Genomic DNA, 16,919 nt, shown 5'->3' on the forward strand with positions numbered 1-16,919 from the left:
GCCGTCACGGGCCCGGCCCACGCCGTCCAGGAGACAACTCCCTTGCGCAGCACCCCCACTTCCCTCTCCGCCTCCACCGCCCTGGCCGCCCTTCTCGTCGCGGGCCTCACCCCGCTCGCCCTGACCGCTCCGGCGTCCGCGGCCACCGCCAGGTACCACGACGACTTCAACGGCGACGGCTACCGCGACCTGGTGACCGCCGCGCCCTCCGCGACCGTGGGCGGACAGACGGGCGCCGGGGCCGTGGTCGTCACCTACGGCTCGCAGTCCGGCGTCAGCGCGACCCGCCGTACGGTCATCACCCAGAACACCGGCGGCATCCCCGGTACCGCCGAGCACGACGATAACTTCGGCTCCGCGCTCGTCTCCGGCGACCTGAACAACGACGGATACGCGGACCTCGTGGTCTCGGCGCCCGGCGAGGACCTCGGTTCCGACGCCGACGGCGGAACCGTGATCATCGTCTGGGGCGGCGCCTCGGGCCTGTCCGGCGGCCGTACGTCCGCCGATCCCGCCCCCACCGCCCACGACCGCTTCGGCCAGTCCCTCGCCGTCGGCGACTTCAGCGGTGACGGCAAGCCCGACCTCGCCGCCGGCAGCACGGGCAAGGACGTCTGGGTCAGCAAGGGCGGCTTCACCAAGGCGTCGGGCGCCGCGTCGAAGTACAGCATCACCGCACCGCTCCGCACCGGCGCCGGGGGTGCCGTCTCCCTCGTCTCCGGCGACCTGAACGGCGACGGCCCCGAGGACCTCGTCGTCAGCGGCGCCTACCTCGACGACCACACGTCGTACGACGCCGCGATGGTGTTCCAGGGCTCCACCGTGGGCCTCGCCTACCAGGCCGTGATGGCCGAGTACAGCGAGACCGCGGCCATCGGCGACATCGACGGCGACGGATACGACGACCTGCTCACCGGCGAGCACTGGGGTGCGGCCGAGGGCAACCTCGGCGGTTCCGTCAGCACCCACCTCGGCGGGGCCACGGGCGTCGATCCGGAGCCGGGCCGGACGATCGACCAGGACACCCAGGGCGTTCCGGGCGCGGACGAGACAAACGACCACTTCGGCGGTTCCCTCTCTCTCAGCGACGTCAACGGCGACGGATACGCCGACGCGGCCGTGTCGGCGTTCTACGAGAAGATCGGCTCGGCGGACCTCACCGGCATGGTCACGCTGCTGCGCGGCTCGTCCTCCGGACTGACCGCCTCCGGCGCCCAGTCCTTCAGCCAGGACGCCGACGGCCTGCCCGGCGCGAACGAGCCGAACGACCACTTCGGTGCCGCCGTGCACCTCGCCGACCTCAACGGCGACGGTCACGCGGACCTGTCCGTGAGCGCCGACGGGGAGAACGGCGCGGACGGCGCCGTATGGCACCTGCGCGGCGCCGTCACCGGCCTGACCACGAAGAACGCGGTCACCTTCGGCCCGTCTTCCCTGGGCGTCTCTACGTCCGGCTCCCCGAGACTGGGCGCCGTCCTTCTCCCCTGAGTCCTCTTCCAGCAACCCCCAGGAGCCCTCGTGCTCCTGGGGGCGCTCGGCGTGTCAACTCGCGTAGACAAGGCCTGATTTGCCGTTTCAGGTCACCCAATGGACACGTGCCATCCATTTACACCGCCGCATGTCCATGTCACGCTCCCAGTGCCGCCTCCATTCAACCCGCGTAGATGGGACCCCCTTTATGCTGGCGACACGCATCCGCAGCTGGAAGTCGGTGGCGCTCACCACCGCCGCCGTGCTGGTCGGGCTCGCCGCCCCGGTCGTGACCACGACCCCGGCCGCCGCCACGACGACCGCGTACGACGCGACGTACTACAAGAACGCGGTCGGCAAGACGGGCACGAGCCTGAAGTCCTCCCTGCACACGATCATCAGCGCCAACGTCTCGAAGATCTCGTACTCCGCGGTCTGGGACGCGCTCAAGGTCACCGACCAGGACCCGAACAACAGCAGCAACGTGATCCTGCTGTACAGCGGCGTCTCCCGCAGCAAGTCCCTCAACGGCGGCGACACGGGCGACTGGAACCGTGAGCACGTGTGGGCCAAGTCCCACGGCGACTTCGGTGAGGTGACCGGGCCCGGCACCGACCTGCACCACCTGCGCCCCGCGGACGTCCAGGTCAACAGCATCCGCGGCAACCTCGACTTCGACAACGGCGGCAGCGCCGTCACCAACGGCGGCGGCAGCACCGTCGACTCCGACTCCTTCGCGCCGCGCGCCGCGGACCGGGGCGACGTGGCCCGCATGATCCTCTTCATGGCCGTGCGCTACGACGGCGGCGACGGCTTCGCCGACCTGGAGCCCAACGAGAAGGTCGGCAACGGCTCCAACCCGTACATCGGCAAGCTCTCCGTCCTCAAGGCGTGGAACGAGGCGGACCCGCCGAGCGCCTTCGAGGAGAAGCGCAACCAGGTCATCTACGACACCTACCAGCACAACCGCAACCCGTTCATCGACCACCCGGAGTGGGTCGAGGCGATCTGGTAGGACCCGGCTACCGGTGCGTCGGCGCGAACATCCGCAGCACCGCCGGAAGCACCACCACCGACGGCCCCGGTGAGCCGAGCGCCTTGGACAGGTCGTCCGCGAGGGTCTCCGGGGTCGTACGGACCCCGGGGACGCCGAAGGACTCGGCCAGTGCCACGTAGTCGGGACGGGTCAGTTCCGTCGCCGTGGCCTGGCCGAAGGCGTCCGTCATGTACTCGCGCAGGATGCCGTAGCCGCCGTCGTCGACGATCAGCCAGGTGACGTTCAGGTCGTACTGGCGGGCCGTGGCCAGCTCGGCGATCGAGTACAGCGCCCCTCCGTCACCCGACACCGCCAGGACCGGGCGGGTCGGATCGGCCACCGCCGCGCCGAGCGCCGCGGGGAATCCGTAGCCGAGGCCGCCGGCACCCTGGGCCGAGTGCATGTGGTTGGGGCCCTTCGCGTCGAAGGCCGACCAGGCCCAGTACGCGAGGATCGTCATGTCCCAGAAGGACGGGGAGTCGGCCGGGAGTGCCTTGCGGACCGACGCCAACACGTCCTGCTCCAGGGTGAGTTCCTGGGCGGCGATACGGGCCGAGACGCGGGCCAGCACGTCACGCACACGCTCCGCGGCCTGCGCGTCCTCCCGCGGGGACACCGTCTCCAGCAGCGCCTGCAACGCCAGTCGCGCGTCCGCGTGGATGCCGAGCGCGGGGTGGTTGGACTCCAGCTTGCCGAGGTCGGCCTCGATCTGGACGATCCGGCCCCGCGGCCTGAACGTGTGGTAGTTCGAGGAGAGTTCGCCCAGGCCCGAGCCGACCACCAGGAGTACGTCCGCGTCCTCCAGGAAGTCCGTGGTGTGACGGTCCTCGATCCAGGACTGGAGGGACAGGGGGTGCGTCCAGGGGAAGGCGCCCTTGCCGCCGGGCGTGGTGACCACCGGCGCCTGAAGCGTCTCCGCCAGCTGTCGCAGCTTGCGGGAGGCGTCCGCCCGTACGACTCCCCCGCCCGCGATGATCGCCGGCCGGGCCGCGTTCGACAGCAGGTCGGCCGCCACCGCGGTGAGTTCGGGGCGCGGCGGCAGCTCCTCGGGGAAGGCGTCGCCGCCCGTCACCACGGGGATCGACGTCTCGGCGAGCAGGACGTCCTGCGGGACCTCCACCCACACCGGGCCGTGCGGGGCGGTCAGCGCCGACTTCCAGGCCGCCTCGATCGCGGAGGGGATCTGGGACTGGGCGCGGACGGTGTGGACCGACTTGACCACGCCCCTGAACGAGGCGGCCTGGTCCGGGAGTTCGTGCAGATAGCCGTGGCGGCCGCCGCCGAGACCGGCCGTGGGGATCTGGCTGCTGATCGCCAGCACCGGCGCCGACGCGGCGGCCGCCTCCTGGAGGGCCGCCAGGGAGGTCAGCGCCCCGGGTCCCGTCGACAGCAGCAGCGGCGCCGCCTCCCCCGTGATCCTTCCGTACGCGTCCGCCGCGAAGCCCGCGTTGTTCTCCACCCGCAGGCCGATGTACCGCAGGTCGGAGCGGCGCAGCGCGTCGAAGACGCCGAGCGCGTGCTGGCCGGGCAGGCCGAAGACGGTCGTCGCGCCGAGCGCGGCCAGCGTCTCCACGACCAGGTCTCCGCCGTTGCGGCCGGCAGGAGGGTTGAGCGCAGCGGAGATCTGCGCCTCCGTCGGACGGAGCACCAGGTCGTGGTCGTGAGTCACTGCGCGCGGGCCTCTGCAATCTGGCGGGACATGATGGTGGTCAGTTCGTAGGCGGTGTGGGAGGCCGCCACCGACGTGATCTCCGCGTGGTCGTACGCGGGGGCCACCTCGACGACGTCCGCCGACACCAGGTTGCACGATGCCAGGCCCCGCAGGATCTCCAGCAGCTCGCGGGAGGTCATGCCGCCCGCCTCGGGGGTGCCCGTGCCGGGCGCGTGGGCCGGGTCCAGGCAGTCGATGTCGATGGAGATGTAGAGGGGGCGGTCCCCGATGCGCTGCCGGAGCTGGTCGGCGACCTCGTCCACGCCGCGCCGCATGATATCGGCGGACGTGACGATGCCGAAGCCCAGCTTGGCGTCGTCGTCCAGGTCCTGCTTGCCGTACAGCGGCCCGCGGGTGCCCACGTGGGAGAGGGCGGAGGTGTCGAGGATGCCCTCCTCCACCGCCCGCCGGAACGGGGTCCCGTGCGTGTACTCGGCGCCGAAGTAGGTGTCCCAGGTGTCGAGGTGGGCGTCGAAGTGCAGCAGGGCGACCGGGCCGTGCTTCTTCGCGACGGACCTGAGCAGCGGGAGGGCGATGGTGTGGTCGCCGCCCAGGGTCATCAGACGGGCGCCGGTGCCGAGGAGGTCGTCCGCCGCCGCCTCGATCGTCTCGACGGCCTCGTTGATGTTGAACGGGTTCACGGCGATGTCCCCGCCGTCCGCGACCTGCGCCAGCGCGAAGGGGGACGCGTCCTGCGCCGGGTTGTAGGGCCTGAGCAGCCGGGACGCCTCACGGATCGCGTTGCCGCCGAAGCGGGCGCCGGGCCGGTAGGAGACACCCGAGTCGAAGGGCACGCCCACGACGGCGACGTCGGCCCGCCCGACCTCGTCGAGGCGCGGCAGCCGGGCGAAGGTCGCGGGTCCGGCGTAGCGCGGGATGCGGGAGGAGTCGACGGGGCCGCGGGGGGTCTCGTTGCTGCTCATGGGGTGATGCCTTCTTTCCTGTGCTTCATCGCATAGAGGGCGATACAAAACGTATGAAGTTATGCGGCATGGCCCTTGCGTGACTCCCGCCCGGCGACACGCTCGCGCCGGCAGCCGAGACGGCCGCATCGGTCGGCTCCGTCACCGAGGACGCAGCGCCGCGGGCGCGAGCGAGGCAGCTGTGGTACCCCTCCGCCCAGAGCCGGGCCAGCCCGTCCGAGTCGACACTAGGCGGCTGGAGGACGATCGCGAATTGTGCGTTTCGTACACAGCGGTGCGACAGGATGGAGGAAACGTCCATCAAGCGCGCTGCGCCGGTCATGAGCGCGTGACCCGCGTCCCAGCGGGCGGGATGCGAGGCGCTCCCGTGAGGGCGTACCTCAGAATGGGAGGCATGCCGATACCCGGGACACCCAGCCGCGCCGAGCTCGTCGACCACCTCGTGAAGACCCGTATCGCGGGCGAGGTGGCCACCCCGCGGGAGAACAACCTCTCCCACTACCGCCAGCTGGCGAACGGCAACCGCCACTACTGGTTCGGTCTGGAGCTCGGGGACCGCTGGAGCGACGAGCAGGACGTGCTCGCGGTGATGGCGGAGCGGGTGGGCGTCAACGACGACCCGGAGTACCGGTACGGGCAGGACACCATCGACCCGGAGCTGACCGTCGGAGGTCTGGAGCGGATGGCGGCCCGGCTGCGCAAGGCGGCGGACGGGCAGCAGCGGGTGCTCCTCGCCACCGGCCACCCCGGCGGCCTGCTCGACGTCCACCACGCCACCGGCGCCGCACTGCGTGCCGCCGGCTGCGAGATCGTCGTCATCCCGGACGGTCTGCAGACGGACGAGGGGTACGTCATGCAGTTCGCGGACGTGGCGGTCCTGGAGCACGGCGCGACGCTGTGGCACACCCACTCCGGCGACCCGATGAAGGCCGTCCTCACGGCCCTGGAGCGCGAGGGCCGCCCGCTGCCCGATCTGGTCGTCGCCGACCACGGCTGGGCGGGGTACGCCGCTCAGCACGGCGTGGACGCGGTGGGCTACGCCGACTCCAACGACCCGGCACTCTTCGTGGGCGAGGCCGAGGGCACGGTCCAGGTGACCGTCCCCCTCGACGACCACGTGGTGAGCCCGCGCCACTACGACCCGATGACGGCGTATTTGCTGAGCGAGGCCGGACTGTCGTAGGCGTGGCTCACCTGGGCGCGCGGACCACGCCCTCCTGGATCACCGAGACGGCGAGGCGCCCGTCCTGGGTGTAGATGCGCGCCTGGCCCAGGCCCCGGCCGCCGGAGGCCGACGGGGACTCCTGGTCGTACAGGAGCCATTCGTCGGCGCGGAAGGGCCGGTGGAACCACATCGCGTGGTCCAGCGAGGCCCCGACGACGTCACCGACCGCCCAGCCGCCGCGGCCGTGCGCGAGCAGGACCGAGTCGAGGAGCGTCATGTCGGAGACGTACGTGGCGAGGACGACGTGCAGCAGCGGGTCGTCCGCGAGCTTGCCGTTGGTGCGGAACCAGACCTGGGAGTGCGGTTCGCGCGGCTCGCCGAACTTTCCGAACGGCGGTTCGTCGACGTACCGCAGGTCGATCGCCTCGCGGGCCTCGAGGAACCGCTCGACGACCGCCGGGTCCAGGTGGTCGTAGCCGCGCAGCCGGTCCGCGGAGGTGGGCAGCGTCGCCGGGTCGGGGGCGGCCGGCATGGCGGCCTGGTGCTCGAAGCCGTCCTCGTACCGCTGGAACGAGGCGGAGAGGGCGAAGATCGGCTGGCCGTGCTGGACCGCGAGGACGCGGCGGGCCGTGAAGGACCGGCCGTCGTTCATGCGGTCGACGGTGTAGACGATCGGCGCGCCCGGGTCGCCGGGGCGCAGGAAGTACGCGTGCAGGGAGTGGGCGAGCCGGTCCTCGGGGACCGTGCGCCCGGCGGCGACCAGCGCCTGCGCCGCGACCTGCCCGCCGAAGACGCGGGGGACGACGGCGGGGCGGGAGTCGCCACGGAAGATGTCCTCCTCGATCTGCTCGAGGTCGAGCAGATCGAGGAGGTCCTGAAGTGCCTGGCTCATGGGGTTCTTTTGTACCGGCCGGTGATTGCGGGCGGCTTACAGACCCATGTCCTTCGCGATGATCGTCTTCATGATCTCGCTGGTGCCGCCGTAGATGCGGTTGACGCGGTTGTCCGCGTACAGGCGGGCGATCGGGTACTCGTTCATGAAGCCGTAGCCGCCGTGCAGCTGGAGGCAGCGGTCGATCACACGGTGGGCGACCTCGGTGCAGAACAGCTTGGCGGAGGCGGCCTCGGCGGGGGTGAGCTCGCCGGCGTCGAGGGCCTCGAGCGCGCGGTCGGCGACGGCCTCGGCCGCGTCGACCTCGGCCTGGCAGGCGGCCAGCTCGAACTTGGTGTTCTGGAAGGAGGCGACCGTCTTGCCGAAGACGGTGCGGTCCTGGACGTACTGCTTGGCGAACCGGACGGCGGCCTTGGCCTGCGCGTAGGCGCCGAAGGCGATGCCCCAGCGCTCGGAGGCGAGGTTGTGGCCGAGGTAGTAGAAGCCCTTGTTCTCCTCGCCGAGGAGGTCCTCGACGGGCACCTTGACGTCGACGAACGCGAGCTCGGCGGTGTCGGAGGTCTTCAGGCCGAGCTTGTCGAGCTTGCGGCCGACGGAGTAGCCCTCGGACTTGGTGTCCACGGCGAACAGGGAGATGCCGAAGCGGCGGTCCTCGGCGGTGGGCGCGGAGGTGCGGGCGCAGACGATCACGCGGTCGGCGTGGACGCCACCGGTGATGAAGGTCTTGGCGCCGTTGAGGACGTAGTGCGTGCCGTCCTCGGAGAGCTTGGCGGTGGTCTTCATGCCCGCGAGGTCGGAGCCGGTGCCCGGCTCGGTCATCGCGAGGGCCCACATCTCCTCGCCGGTGACGAACTTCGGCAGGAACCGCTTCTTCTGCTCGTCGGTGGCGAGCATCTTGATGTACGGCAGACCCAGCAGGACGTGCACCCCGGAGCCGCCGAACTGCACACCCGCGCGGGCCGTCTCCTCGTACATGACGGCCTCGAACTTGTACGAGTCGATGCCGGCGCCGCCGAACTCCTCGTCCACGCGGATGCCGAAGATGCCGAGCTCGGCGAGCTTGTAGTAGAAGTCGCGCGGCGCCTGGCCGGCTGCGAACCACTCGTCGTAGACGGGGACGACCTCGGCCTCGATGAAGGCGCGCAGGGTCTCCCGGAACGCCTCGTGGTCCTCGTTGAACACCGTACGGCGCACCGCCGCCACCTCCACCTGACTGAAAGGGTCCATGTCTAAGCGCTTGCTCAGAACTCAAAGGTACCGGCCGGTAAGGAGAGCCGTCCAGAGGTGATCCCGTAACGCTCGTCACGCCGCCGCGGCCGCGAACGCCCCCCTGGCCATGCGGTGCAGCAGCTCCGCGGTGGCGCCGCGCCCCGGGAGCGAGCCGGGGCGGCCCAGGTGCGGGGTGGAGTTCAGGAGCCCGAAGACGGAGTGCACGGCCGAGCGGGCGGCGGGTTCGGCGAGGCCGGGGTAGACCTCGCGCAGGATCTCCACCCACAGCTCGACGTACTGCCGCTGCAGCTGACGCACCAGCTTGCGGTCGCTGTCCCGGAGGCGGTCCAGCTCCCGGTCGTGCAGGGTGATCAGGGGGCGGTCGTCGAGCGCGAAGTCGATGTGGCCCTCGATCAGCGAGTCCAGCAGTGTCTCGGGGTCCCCCTCGCCCGACTCGGCGACCCTTCTCTTCCCGCCCGTCAGCAGTTGGCCGCTGATGCCGACCAGCAGCTCCGCCAGCATCGCGTCCTTGCCCGCGAAGTGCCGGTAGAGCCCGGGGCCGCTGATTCCGACCGCCGCGCCTATCTCGTCCACGCCCACGCCGTGGAACCCGCGCTCGGCGAACAGCCGCGCGGCCTCCTTGAGGATCTGCTCGCGGCGGGTGGGGGCGTCGGTTCTCGTGGCCATGCAAGCAATTCTAGACAGGGAGGTTAGCGGTCGTTAACCTGAAGGAAATGGTTAACGCTCATTAACAGGCGATCACTGGGTGAGGGGACCGCGAGGACATGGATCAGGCACCCGAGCTGGCGAGCGCGGCGGACCCCGCGTCCGAGGCCTGGAAGGCCAACGAGGAGGCCCATCGGGCCCTCGTGGACGAGCTGCGGGACAAGCTCGCGGCGGCCGGGCTGGGCGGCGGGGACAGGGCGCGCGAGCGGCACACCGCGCGCGGGAAGCTGTTGCCCCGGGACCGGGTCGACACCCTCCTCGACCCCGGCTCGCCCTTCCTGGAGCTGGCCCCGCTGGCCGCCGACGGGATGTACGACGGACAGGCCCCGGCCGCCGGGGTCATCGCCGGGATCGGGCGGGTGAGCGGGCGCGAGTGCGTGATCGTCGCCAACGACGCCACCGTCAAGGGCGGCACGTACTACCCGATGACGGTGAAGAAGCACCTGCGCGCGCAGGAGGTCGCCCTCGACAACCGGCTGCCCTGCATCTACCTCGTGGACTCCGGCGGCGCCTTCCTGCCCATGCAGGACGAGGTCTTCCCGGACCGCGAGCACTTCGGGCGGATCTTCTACAACCAGGCCCGGATGTCCGGCGCGGGCATTCCGCAGATCGCCGCCGTGCTCGGCTCGTGCACGGCCGGGGGCGCCTACGTCCCCGCCATGAGCGACGAGGCCGTCATCGTCCGCAACCAGGGCACGATCTTCCTCGGCGGTCCCCCGCTGGTGAAGGCCGCCACCGGCGAGGTCGTCACCGCGGAGGAGCTCGGCGGCGGCGATGTGCACTCCCGGATCTCCGGCGTCACCGACCACCTCGCCGAGGACGACGCCCACGCGCTGAGGATCGTGCGGAACATCGCCGCGACCCTTCCCGCGCGCGGGCCGCTGCCGTGGTCCGTCGAGCCCGCGGTGGAGCCCAAGGTGGACCCCTACGGTCTCTACGGTGCGGTGCCGGTGGACTCCCGCACCCCCTACGACGTCCGCGAGATCATCGCGCGCATCACGGACGGCTCCCGCTTCGCCGAGTTCAAGGCCGAGTTCGGGCAGACCCTGGTCACCGGCTTCGCCCGGATCCACGGCCACCCCGTGGGGATCGTCGCCAACAACGGCATCCTGTTCTCCGAGTCGGCCCAGAAGGGCGCCCACTTCATCGAGCTGTGCGACCAGCGCGGCATCCCGCTGCTGTTCCTCCAGAACATCTCGGGCTTCATGGTCGGCAAGGACTACGAGGCGGGCGGCATCGCCAAGCACGGCGCCAAGATGGTGACCGCGGTCGCCTGCACGCGCGTGCCCAAGCTGACGGTGGTCGTCGGCGGGTCGTACGGCGCCGGGAACTACTCCATGTGCGGCCGGGCCTACTCCCCCCGCTTCCTGTGGATGTGGCCCAACGCCAAGATCTCCGTCATGGGCGGCGAGCAGGCCGCGTCGGTCCTCGCGACCGTCAAGCGGGACCAGTCGGAGCAGCGGGGCGAGAGCTGGTCCGCCGAGGACGAGGACGCCTTCAAGGACCCGATCCGCGCCCAGTACGAGCGTCAGGGCAACGCCTACTACGCCACCGCCCGCCTCTGGGACGACGGGGTCATCGACCCGCTCGACACCCGTCAGGTGCTCGGCCTGGCCCTGACCGCATGCGCCAACGCGCCGCTGGGCGACCCCCAGTTCGGCGTCTTCCGGATGTGAGGACCCATGTTTGACACAGTGCTTGTCGCCAACCGGGGCGAGATCGCGGTCCGCGTCATCCGCACCCTGCGCGCCCTGGGCGTGCGGTCGGTAGCCGTCTTCTCCGACGCGGACGCCGACGCGCGGCACGTCCGGGAGGCCGACACCGCCGTACGGCTGGGACCGGCGCCGGCCTCGGAGAGCTATCTGTCCGCCGAGCGCCTCCTGGAGGCGGCCGCCCGCACCGGCGCCCAGGCCGTCCACCCCGGGTACGGCTTCCTCGCCGAGAACGCGGCCTTCGCGCGTGCGTGCGAAGCAGCCGGGCTGGTCTTCATCGGGCCGACGGCGGACTCCATCGCCCTGATGGGTGACAAGATCCGCGCCAAGGAGACGGTCGAGGCGGCCGGAGTGCCGGTCGTCCCCGGCGGCCGTGACCCCGAACTCGCCGAGGCCGCGCGCGCGTTGGGCGCCCCCGTGCTCCTGAAGCCGAGCGCGGGCGGTGGCGGCAAGGGCATGCGGCTGGTCCGGGATCTCACCGTCCTGGAGGAGGAGATCGCCGCCGCCCGCCGCGAGGCCCGCACCTCCTTCGGCGACGACACCCTGCTCGTGGAGCGGTGGGTCGACCGGCCCCGGCACATCGAGATCCAGGTGCTGGCCGACGGCCACGGGAACGTGATCCACCTCGGCGAGCGCGAGTGCTCCCTCCAGCGCCGGCACCAGAAGATCATCGAAGAGGCACCCAGCGTCCTCCTCGACGAGGACACGCGCGCGGCGATGGGCGAGGCGGCGGTCGAGGCGGCCCGCTCCTGCGGCTACCGGGGCGCGGGCACCGTGGAGTTCATCGTGCCGGGCGACGACCCGTCGTCGTACTACTTCATGGAGATGAACACCCGTCTCCAGGTGGAGCACCCGGTCACCGAGCTGATCACCGGCCTGGACCTGGTGGAGTGGCAGCTGCGGGTGGCGGCGGGCGAGCGGCTGCCGTTCGGGCAGGAGGAGGTCCGGCTGACCGGGCACGCGATCGAGGCCCGGATCTGCGCCGAGGTCCCGTCGAAGGGCTTCCTCCCCTCCGGCGGCACCGTGCTCCGCCTCCACGAACCCCAGGGCGACGGTGTGCGCACCGACTCCGGGCTCAGCGAGGGCACCGAGGTCGGCAGCCTGTACGACCCGATGCTGTCCAAGGTCATCGCCTACGGCCCGGACCGCGCGACCGCGCTCAGGAAGCTCCGGGCGGCCCTCGCGCGGACGGTCACCCTGGGCGTGCAGACCAACGCGGGGTTCCTGCGCCGGCTGCTGGCCCATCCGGCGGTGGTCGCGGGCGAGTTGGACACCGGTCTGGTCGAGCGCGTGGTGGACGACCTGGTCTCCACGGACGTACCGGACGAGGTGTACGAGGCGGCGGCGGCCGTACGGCTCGAGGCGCTGCGTCCGCGCGGAGAGGGCTGGACCGATCCGTTCTCGGTGCCGAGCGGCTGGCGGCTCGGGGGCTCCGGGTTCACGAAGGCCGTCGGCTTCCCGCTGAGCGTGCAGGAGCCCGTGGAGTACGTCCCGCGCGGCACCCACACCGTCACCGACGACCAGGTCACCGTCACCCTCGACGGTGTCCGGCACACCTTCCACCGGGCCGGCGACTGGGTGGGCCGGGACGGCGACGCCTGGCACGTCCGCGACCACGACCCGGTGGCCGCGTCCCTCACCCGCGGCGGGCACGCCGGCGCCGAATCCCTCACCGCCCCCATGCCCGGCACGGTGACCGTCGTGAAGGTGGCCGTCGGGGACGAGGTGGCCGCGGGGCAGAGTCTGCTCGTCGTCGAGGCGATGAAGATGGAGCACGTCATCTCCGCCCCGCACGCCGGCACGGTCGCCGAGCTGGACGTCACGCCGGGCACCACGGTCGCCATGGACCAGGTGCTGGCGGTCATCACCCCCGTGGACATCACCCCCGTGGAGGACGAGCGATGACACTCCCCATGGTCGTACCGGAGAGCGGGCTCCCGGCCCGCGTCCGCATCCACGAGGTCGGCGCCCGCGACGGCCTGCAGAACGAGAAGTCGACCGTGCCCACCGAGGTCAAGGCGGAGTTCGTGCGCCGCCTGGCCGACGCGGGGCTCACCACGATCGAGGCGACGAGCTTCGTCCATCCCAAGTGGGTGCCTCAACTCGCCGACGCGGAGCGGCTGTTCCCGCAGATCGCCGATCTGCCCGTGGACCTCCCGGTGCTCGTCCCGAACGAACGGGGCCTGGACCGCGCGCTGGCCCTCGGAGCCCGTCGGGTCGCCGTGTTCGCCAGCGCCACCGAGTCCTTCGCCAAGGCCAACCTCAACCGCACGGTCGACGAGGCCCTGGCGATGTTCGAGCCGGTCGTCGCGCGGGCGAAGGCCGAGGGTGTGCATGTGCGCGGCTACCTGTCGATGTGCTTCGGCGACCCGTGGGAGGGCGCCGTCCCGGTCCCCCAGGTCACCAGGGTCTGCCGCGCCCTGCTCGACATGGGCTGCGACGAGCTGAGCCTCGGCGACACCATCGGAGTGGCGACGCCGGGGCACGTACGCGCGCTGCTGAGCGAACTCGACGTCCCGGTCGAGAAGGTGGGCGTGCACTTCCACGACACCTACGGCCAGGCACTGGCCAACACCTACGCGGCCCTGCAACACGGGGTCACGACGGTCGACGCCTCCGCGGGCGGCCTCGGCGGCTGCCCGTACGCCAAGTCCGCCACCGGCAACCTCGCCACCGAGGACCTCGTGTGGATGCTCCAGGGTCTCGGCATCGACACCGGTGTCGACCTCGGCCGTCTCGTCGCCACCAGCGCCTGGATGGCCGAACACCTGGGCCGACCCAGCCCGTCCCGCACCGTCCGCGCCCTCTCCCACCAGGAGTGAACCCCCGATGGACCACCGCCTCTCCCCCGAGCTGGAAGAACTCCGCCGTACCGTCGAGGAGTTCGCCCATGACGTAGTGGCGCCGAAGATCGGCGAGTACTACGAACACCACGAGTTCCCGTACGAGATCGTCCGCGAGATGGGCCGCATGGGCCTGTTCGGGCTGCCGTTCCCCGAGGAGTACGGCGGTATGGGCGGCGACTACCTGGCGCTCGGCCTCGTGCTGGAGGAACTCGCGCGCGTGGACTCCTCGGTGGCGATCACCCTGGAGGCCGGCGTCTCCCTGGGCGCCATGCCGATCCACCTGTTCGGCACCGAGGAGCAGAAGCGCGAGTGGCTCCCCCGGCTGTGCTCGGGCGAGATCCTGGGCGCGTTCGGCCTCACGGAACCGGACGGCGGGAGCGACGCCGGGGCGACCCGGACGACGGCCCGCCTGGACCCGGACACCGACGAGTGGGTCATCAACGGCACCAAGTGCTTCATCACCAACTCCGGTACCGACATCACGGGCCTGGTCACCGTCACCGCCGTCACCGGGCGCAAGCCGGACGGCAAGCCCCTGATCTCCTCGATCATCGTGCCGTCCGGCACCCCGGGCTTCACGGTCGCGGCGCCGTACTCGAAGGTCGGCTGGAACGCCTCCGACACCCGTGAGCTGTCCTTCTCCGACGTCCGGGTCCCGGCGGCGAACCTGCTGGGCCAACAGGGCCGCGGCTACGCCCAGTTCCTGCGCATCCTCGACGAGGGCCGGATCGCCATCGCCGCCCTCGCGACCGGGCTCGCGCAGGGCTGTGTGGACGAGTCGGTGAAGTACGCGAAGGAGCGGGAGGCCTTCGGGCGGCCCATCGGCGCCAACCAGGCGATCCAGTTCAAGATCGCCGACATGGAGATGAGGGCCCACACGGCCCGCCTCTCCTGGCGGGACGCGGCCTCGCGCCTGGTCGCCGGTGAGCCCTTCAAGAAGGAGGCGGCCCTCGCCAAGCTGTACTCCTCCACCATCGCCGTGGACAACGCCCGCGACGCCACGCAGATCCACGGCGGCTACGGCTTCATGAACGAGTACCCGGTCGCCCGTATGTGGCGCGACTCCAAGATCCTGGAGATCGGCGAGGGCACGAGCGAGGTCCAACGGATGCTGATCGCACGCGAGTTGGGGCTTGTCGGTTAGACCAAAGCCCACCGGGCAACTCACCGCTTCGACGGGGCGGCGCCCCGCCCTCTGGACAATTGATGAGGTTAGGCTAACCTACCTTCGAACTTGTCCGGCGGGCGCTTCGCCCCGTTCGAAAGCAGCCATACATGTCCAACGCACGAGCCGCCCACCTCACCCGCCGTGGCATCCTCGCCGCGGGCGGCGCACTCGGCCTCGGCGCCGTGCTCGCGGCCTGTGGTGACGACGACTCCGGCAGCGAGGGCTCTGGCAAGGGGGCCACGGCCGCGAAGTCCGGGGCGTGGACCTTCAAGGACGACCGCGGCACCACCGTGAAGCTCGACAAGGTCCCCACGAAGATCGTCGCCTTCGTCGGCGTCGCCGCCGCGCTCCACGACTACGACATCGAGGTCACGGGCGTCTTCGGCCCCACCAAGACCAAGGACGGCAAGGCCGACGTCCAGGCCGGCGACATGGACGTCAGCAAGCTGACCGTCTTCGGCAACGTGTGGGACCAGTTCAACGTCGAGCAGTACGCGGCCTTCGCGCCCGAGGTCCTCATCACCACGACCTTCGACAGCGCCGGCACCCTCTGGTACGTCCCGGCGGCCTCCGCGTCCAAGATCGCCAAGCTGGCGCCGAGCGTCGCGGTCTCCGTGTACGACCGTCAGATCACCACGCCCCTGCAGCGGGTGTGGGAGCTGGCCGAGTCCCTCGGCGCCGACATGACGGCGGCGAAGGTCACCGACGCCAAGAAGCGGTTCGAGTCGGCCTCGGAGCGCTTGCGCGCCGCCGCCAAGGCCCACCCCGACATCAAGGTGCTCGCCGGATCCGCGGCCCAGGACGTCTTCTACGTCTCCGGCTCCAACCTGTCCATCGACCTCGAGTACTTCAAGGCGCTCGGCGTGAACTTCGTGGAGCCCCCGGCGTCCGTGCTCAAGGCCTCCGGCGGCTGGTACGAGTCGCTGAGCTGGGAGAACGTCGACAAGTACGCGGCCGACATCATCATGATGGACGACCGTACGGCGACGATCCAGCCGGCCGACATCACCGAGGCGACCTGGAAGAAGCTGCCCGCGGTCAAGGCGGGGCAGGTCATCGCGCGGTCGCCGGAGCCGATCCTGTCGTACGACAAGTGCGTGGCGATGGTGGAGAACCTCGCCAAGGCGATCGAGACCGCGAAGAAGGTCAGCTGACCCCGTAGCACTTCCTGAGCCCCAGGAGCCCGACATGACGACGGCCGTGGCCGCCCCGTTCCGTTTCTTCTCCCTCCAGGTCGTACGGACGAGGCGGCTCGGGCCGTCTCTGGTCCGGGTCAGCTTCACCGGGGAGGATCTCCAGCACTTCTTCTCCGACGGACGCGACCAGTCGCTGTCCCTGTTCCTCCCCGCCGAGGGCCGGACCGAGCCCGGGGTTCCCGTCGAGCTCGGGGACGGCTGGTGGCAGGCCTGGCGTGAACTCCCCGACGACGTACGGGCCGTGATGCGGTCGTACACCCTGCGAGGGCTCCGCCGGGACCCCGACGAGATCGACATCGACTTCGTGCTGCACGAGCCCGCCGGACCCGCCTCCCGGTGGGCCGCGCGGGCCGCCGCGGGCGACCGGGTCCAGTTGCTCGGGCCCGCCGTCGCCGACAACCGGGCGATCCGGTTCCGGCCGCCCGAGGACACCGATCTCGTCCTGCTGTGGGGGGACGAGACCGCCCTACCCGCCGTCTCCGCGATCCTCGAAGCCCTCCCCGCCGGACAGCGCGCCCGCGTCTGGCTGGAGGTGCAGGATGCCGGGGACATCCAGGACCTCGTGACCGAGGCGGACGCCGAGATCACCTGGCTGGTGACCGACCCGGCCGGCGCCCCGTGCTCCCCCCTGGCCCTGGACGCCCTCCGCGCCGCCCAACTCCCGCACGCCGAGCGGCCGTACGTCTGGATCGCGGGCGAGTCCGGGTGCGTGAAGGAACTGCGCCGGCACTTCGTGCGGGAGCGCGGGATCGACCGGCGCCGGGTCACCTTCGTCGGGTACTGGCGGCAGGGGATGACCGAGGAGCAGCTGCGGGCGGCCGAGTAACTGCCCGCGACGTGACGCCGGTCACGGGTGGGGCAGGTT

At 71.2% G+C, this 16,919-nt stretch carries 14 protein-coding genes; 9 read left to right on the top strand and 5 right to left on the bottom strand.

From position 1 onward, the window contains the following. Nucleotides 1-42 precede the first annotated feature (42 nt). Together ACGFWE_RS14450 and ACGFWE_RS14455 are read left to right on the top strand one after the other, a co-directional pair. Nucleotides 43-1,488, top strand: coding sequence for an FG-GAP-like repeat-containing protein (locus ACGFWE_RS14450; protein WP_352384245.1), 1,446 nt, complete (start codon nucleotides 43-45; stop codon nucleotides 1,486-1,488). A gap of 190 nt (nucleotides 1,489-1,678) precedes the next feature. Continuing rightward, nucleotides 1,679-2,485, top strand: coding sequence for an endonuclease (locus tag ACGFWE_RS14455; protein WP_352384246.1), 807 nt, complete (start codon nucleotides 1,679-1,681; stop codon nucleotides 2,483-2,485). Between the two features lie 7 nt (nucleotides 2,486-2,492). Here the strand turns inward: ACGFWE_RS14455 and ACGFWE_RS14460 are convergent, their stop codons facing one another. Together ACGFWE_RS14460 and speB are read right to left on the bottom strand one after the other, a co-directional pair. Next, nucleotides 2,493-4,175, bottom strand: a complete 1,683-nt coding sequence (locus tag ACGFWE_RS14460) for a thiamine pyrophosphate-binding protein (RefSeq protein WP_393600061.1) — start codon at nucleotides 4,173-4,175, stop codon at nucleotides 2,493-2,495. Next, nucleotides 4,172-5,140: an agmatinase gene (gene speB, locus ACGFWE_RS14465; RefSeq protein WP_393600062.1), complete on the bottom strand. Its 969-nt coding sequence runs from the start codon at nucleotides 5,138-5,140 to the stop codon at nucleotides 4,172-4,174. The genes ACGFWE_RS14460 and speB overlap by 4 nt, the downstream gene beginning before the upstream one ends. Before the next feature lie 394 nt (nucleotides 5,141-5,534). Between speB and ACGFWE_RS14470 the strand changes: the two genes are divergently transcribed. Further along, the gene (locus ACGFWE_RS14470) at nucleotides 5,535-6,323 is read left to right on the top strand and encodes a phosphatase (protein ID WP_393600063.1); all 789 of its coding nucleotides are present in this window, start codon (nucleotides 5,535-5,537) and stop codon (nucleotides 6,321-6,323) included. Between the two features lie 7 nt (nucleotides 6,324-6,330). Here the strand turns inward: ACGFWE_RS14470 and ACGFWE_RS14475 are convergent, their stop codons facing one another. The 3 genes from ACGFWE_RS14475 to ACGFWE_RS14485 form a co-directional block, all read right to left on the bottom strand. After that, the gene (locus tag ACGFWE_RS14475) at nucleotides 6,331-7,197 is read right to left on the bottom strand and encodes an acyl-CoA thioesterase II (RefSeq protein ID WP_352384253.1); all 867 of its coding nucleotides are present in this window, start codon (nucleotides 7,195-7,197) and stop codon (nucleotides 6,331-6,333) included. Nucleotides 7,198-7,233: 36 nt separating this feature from the next. After that, nucleotides 7,234-8,391: an acyl-CoA dehydrogenase family protein gene (locus ACGFWE_RS14480; RefSeq protein ID WP_352384389.1), complete on the bottom strand. Its 1,158-nt coding sequence runs from the start codon at nucleotides 8,389-8,391 to the stop codon at nucleotides 7,234-7,236. Between the two features lie 108 nt (nucleotides 8,392-8,499). Next, nucleotides 8,500-9,093, bottom strand: coding sequence for a TetR/AcrR family transcriptional regulator (locus ACGFWE_RS14485; protein ID WP_352384254.1), 594 nt, complete (start codon nucleotides 9,091-9,093; stop codon nucleotides 8,500-8,502). A gap of 98 nt (nucleotides 9,094-9,191) precedes the next feature. Between ACGFWE_RS14485 and ACGFWE_RS14490 the strand changes: the two genes are divergently transcribed. The 6 genes from ACGFWE_RS14490 to ACGFWE_RS14515 all read left to right on the top strand — a co-directional run bounded on the left by ACGFWE_RS14490 (nucleotide 9,192) and on the right by ACGFWE_RS14515 (nucleotide 16,880). Further along, on the top strand, nucleotides 9,192-10,808 hold the full coding sequence (locus tag ACGFWE_RS14490; RefSeq protein ID WP_393600064.1) for a carboxyl transferase domain-containing protein: 1,617 nt from the start codon (nucleotides 9,192-9,194) through the stop codon (nucleotides 10,806-10,808). 6 nt (nucleotides 10,809-10,814) lie between these two features. Further along, nucleotides 10,815-12,749 (top strand): acetyl/propionyl/methylcrotonyl-CoA carboxylase subunit alpha, encoded by a 1,935-nt coding sequence (locus ACGFWE_RS14495; protein ID WP_393600065.1) that lies wholly within the window; start codon nucleotides 10,815-10,817, stop codon nucleotides 12,747-12,749. Then, nucleotides 12,746-13,666 carry a hydroxymethylglutaryl-CoA lyase gene (locus tag ACGFWE_RS14500; protein ID WP_393600066.1) on the top strand — a complete coding sequence of 307 codons (921 nt, stop codon included), beginning with the start codon at nucleotides 12,746-12,748 and terminating at the stop codon, nucleotides 13,664-13,666. Before ACGFWE_RS14495 ends, ACGFWE_RS14500 begins: the two co-directional genes overlap by 4 nt. Before the next feature lie 7 nt (nucleotides 13,667-13,673). After that, the gene (locus ACGFWE_RS14505; protein WP_393600067.1) at nucleotides 13,674-14,834 is read left to right on the top strand and encodes an acyl-CoA dehydrogenase family protein; all 1,161 of its coding nucleotides are present in this window, start codon (nucleotides 13,674-13,676) and stop codon (nucleotides 14,832-14,834) included. A gap of 131 nt (nucleotides 14,835-14,965) precedes the next feature. After that, a complete protein-coding gene (locus ACGFWE_RS14510) occupies nucleotides 14,966-16,012 on the top strand; it encodes an ABC transporter substrate-binding protein (protein ID WP_393600068.1) in 1,047 nt (348 codons plus the stop codon). A 34-nt stretch (nucleotides 16,013-16,046) separates the two neighbouring features. After that, on the top strand, nucleotides 16,047-16,880 hold the full coding sequence (locus ACGFWE_RS14515) for a siderophore-interacting protein (RefSeq protein WP_393600069.1): 834 nt from the start codon (nucleotides 16,047-16,049) through the stop codon (nucleotides 16,878-16,880). The last annotated feature ends 39 nt before the right edge of the window (nucleotides 16,881-16,919 follow it).

Source organism: Streptomyces sp. NPDC048523 (genome assembly GCF_043199815.1).
Classification (GTDB): Bacteria; Actinomycetota; Actinomycetes; order Streptomycetales; family Streptomycetaceae; genus Streptomyces.

Excerpts from the sequence above, each read along its gene's own strand:
- speB (WP_393600062.1), bottom strand. The coding sequence starts at position 5,140 with ATGAGCAGCAACGAGACCCCCCGCGGCCCCGTCGACTCCTCCCGCATC.
- ACGFWE_RS14470 (WP_393600063.1), top strand. The coding sequence starts at position 5,535 with ATGCCGATACCCGGGACACCCAGCCGCGCCGAGCTCGTCGACCACCTC.
- ACGFWE_RS14495 (WP_393600065.1), top strand. The coding sequence starts at position 10,815 with ATGTTTGACACAGTGCTTGTCGCCAACCGGGGCGAGATCGCGGTCCGC.
- ACGFWE_RS14475 (WP_352384253.1), bottom strand. The coding sequence starts at position 7,197 with ATGAGCCAGGCACTTCAGGACCTCCTCGATCTGCTCGACCTCGAGCAG.
- ACGFWE_RS14500 (WP_393600066.1), top strand. The coding sequence starts at position 12,746 with ATGACACTCCCCATGGTCGTACCGGAGAGCGGGCTCCCGGCCCGCGTC.
- ACGFWE_RS14485 (WP_352384254.1), bottom strand. The coding sequence starts at position 9,093 with ATGGCCACGAGAACCGACGCCCCCACCCGCCGCGAGCAGATCCTCAAG.
- ACGFWE_RS14505 (WP_393600067.1), top strand. The coding sequence starts at position 13,674 with ATGGACCACCGCCTCTCCCCCGAGCTGGAAGAACTCCGCCGTACCGTC.
- ACGFWE_RS14515 (WP_393600069.1), top strand. The coding sequence starts at position 16,047 with ATGACGACGGCCGTGGCCGCCCCGTTCCGTTTCTTCTCCCTCCAGGTC.
- ACGFWE_RS14455 (WP_352384246.1), top strand. The coding sequence starts at position 1,679 with ATGCTGGCGACACGCATCCGCAGCTGGAAGTCGGTGGCGCTCACCACC.
- ACGFWE_RS14490 (WP_393600064.1), top strand. The coding sequence starts at position 9,192 with ATGGATCAGGCACCCGAGCTGGCGAGCGCGGCGGACCCCGCGTCCGAG.
- ACGFWE_RS14510 (WP_393600068.1), top strand. The coding sequence starts at position 14,966 with ATGTCCAACGCACGAGCCGCCCACCTCACCCGCCGTGGCATCCTCGCC.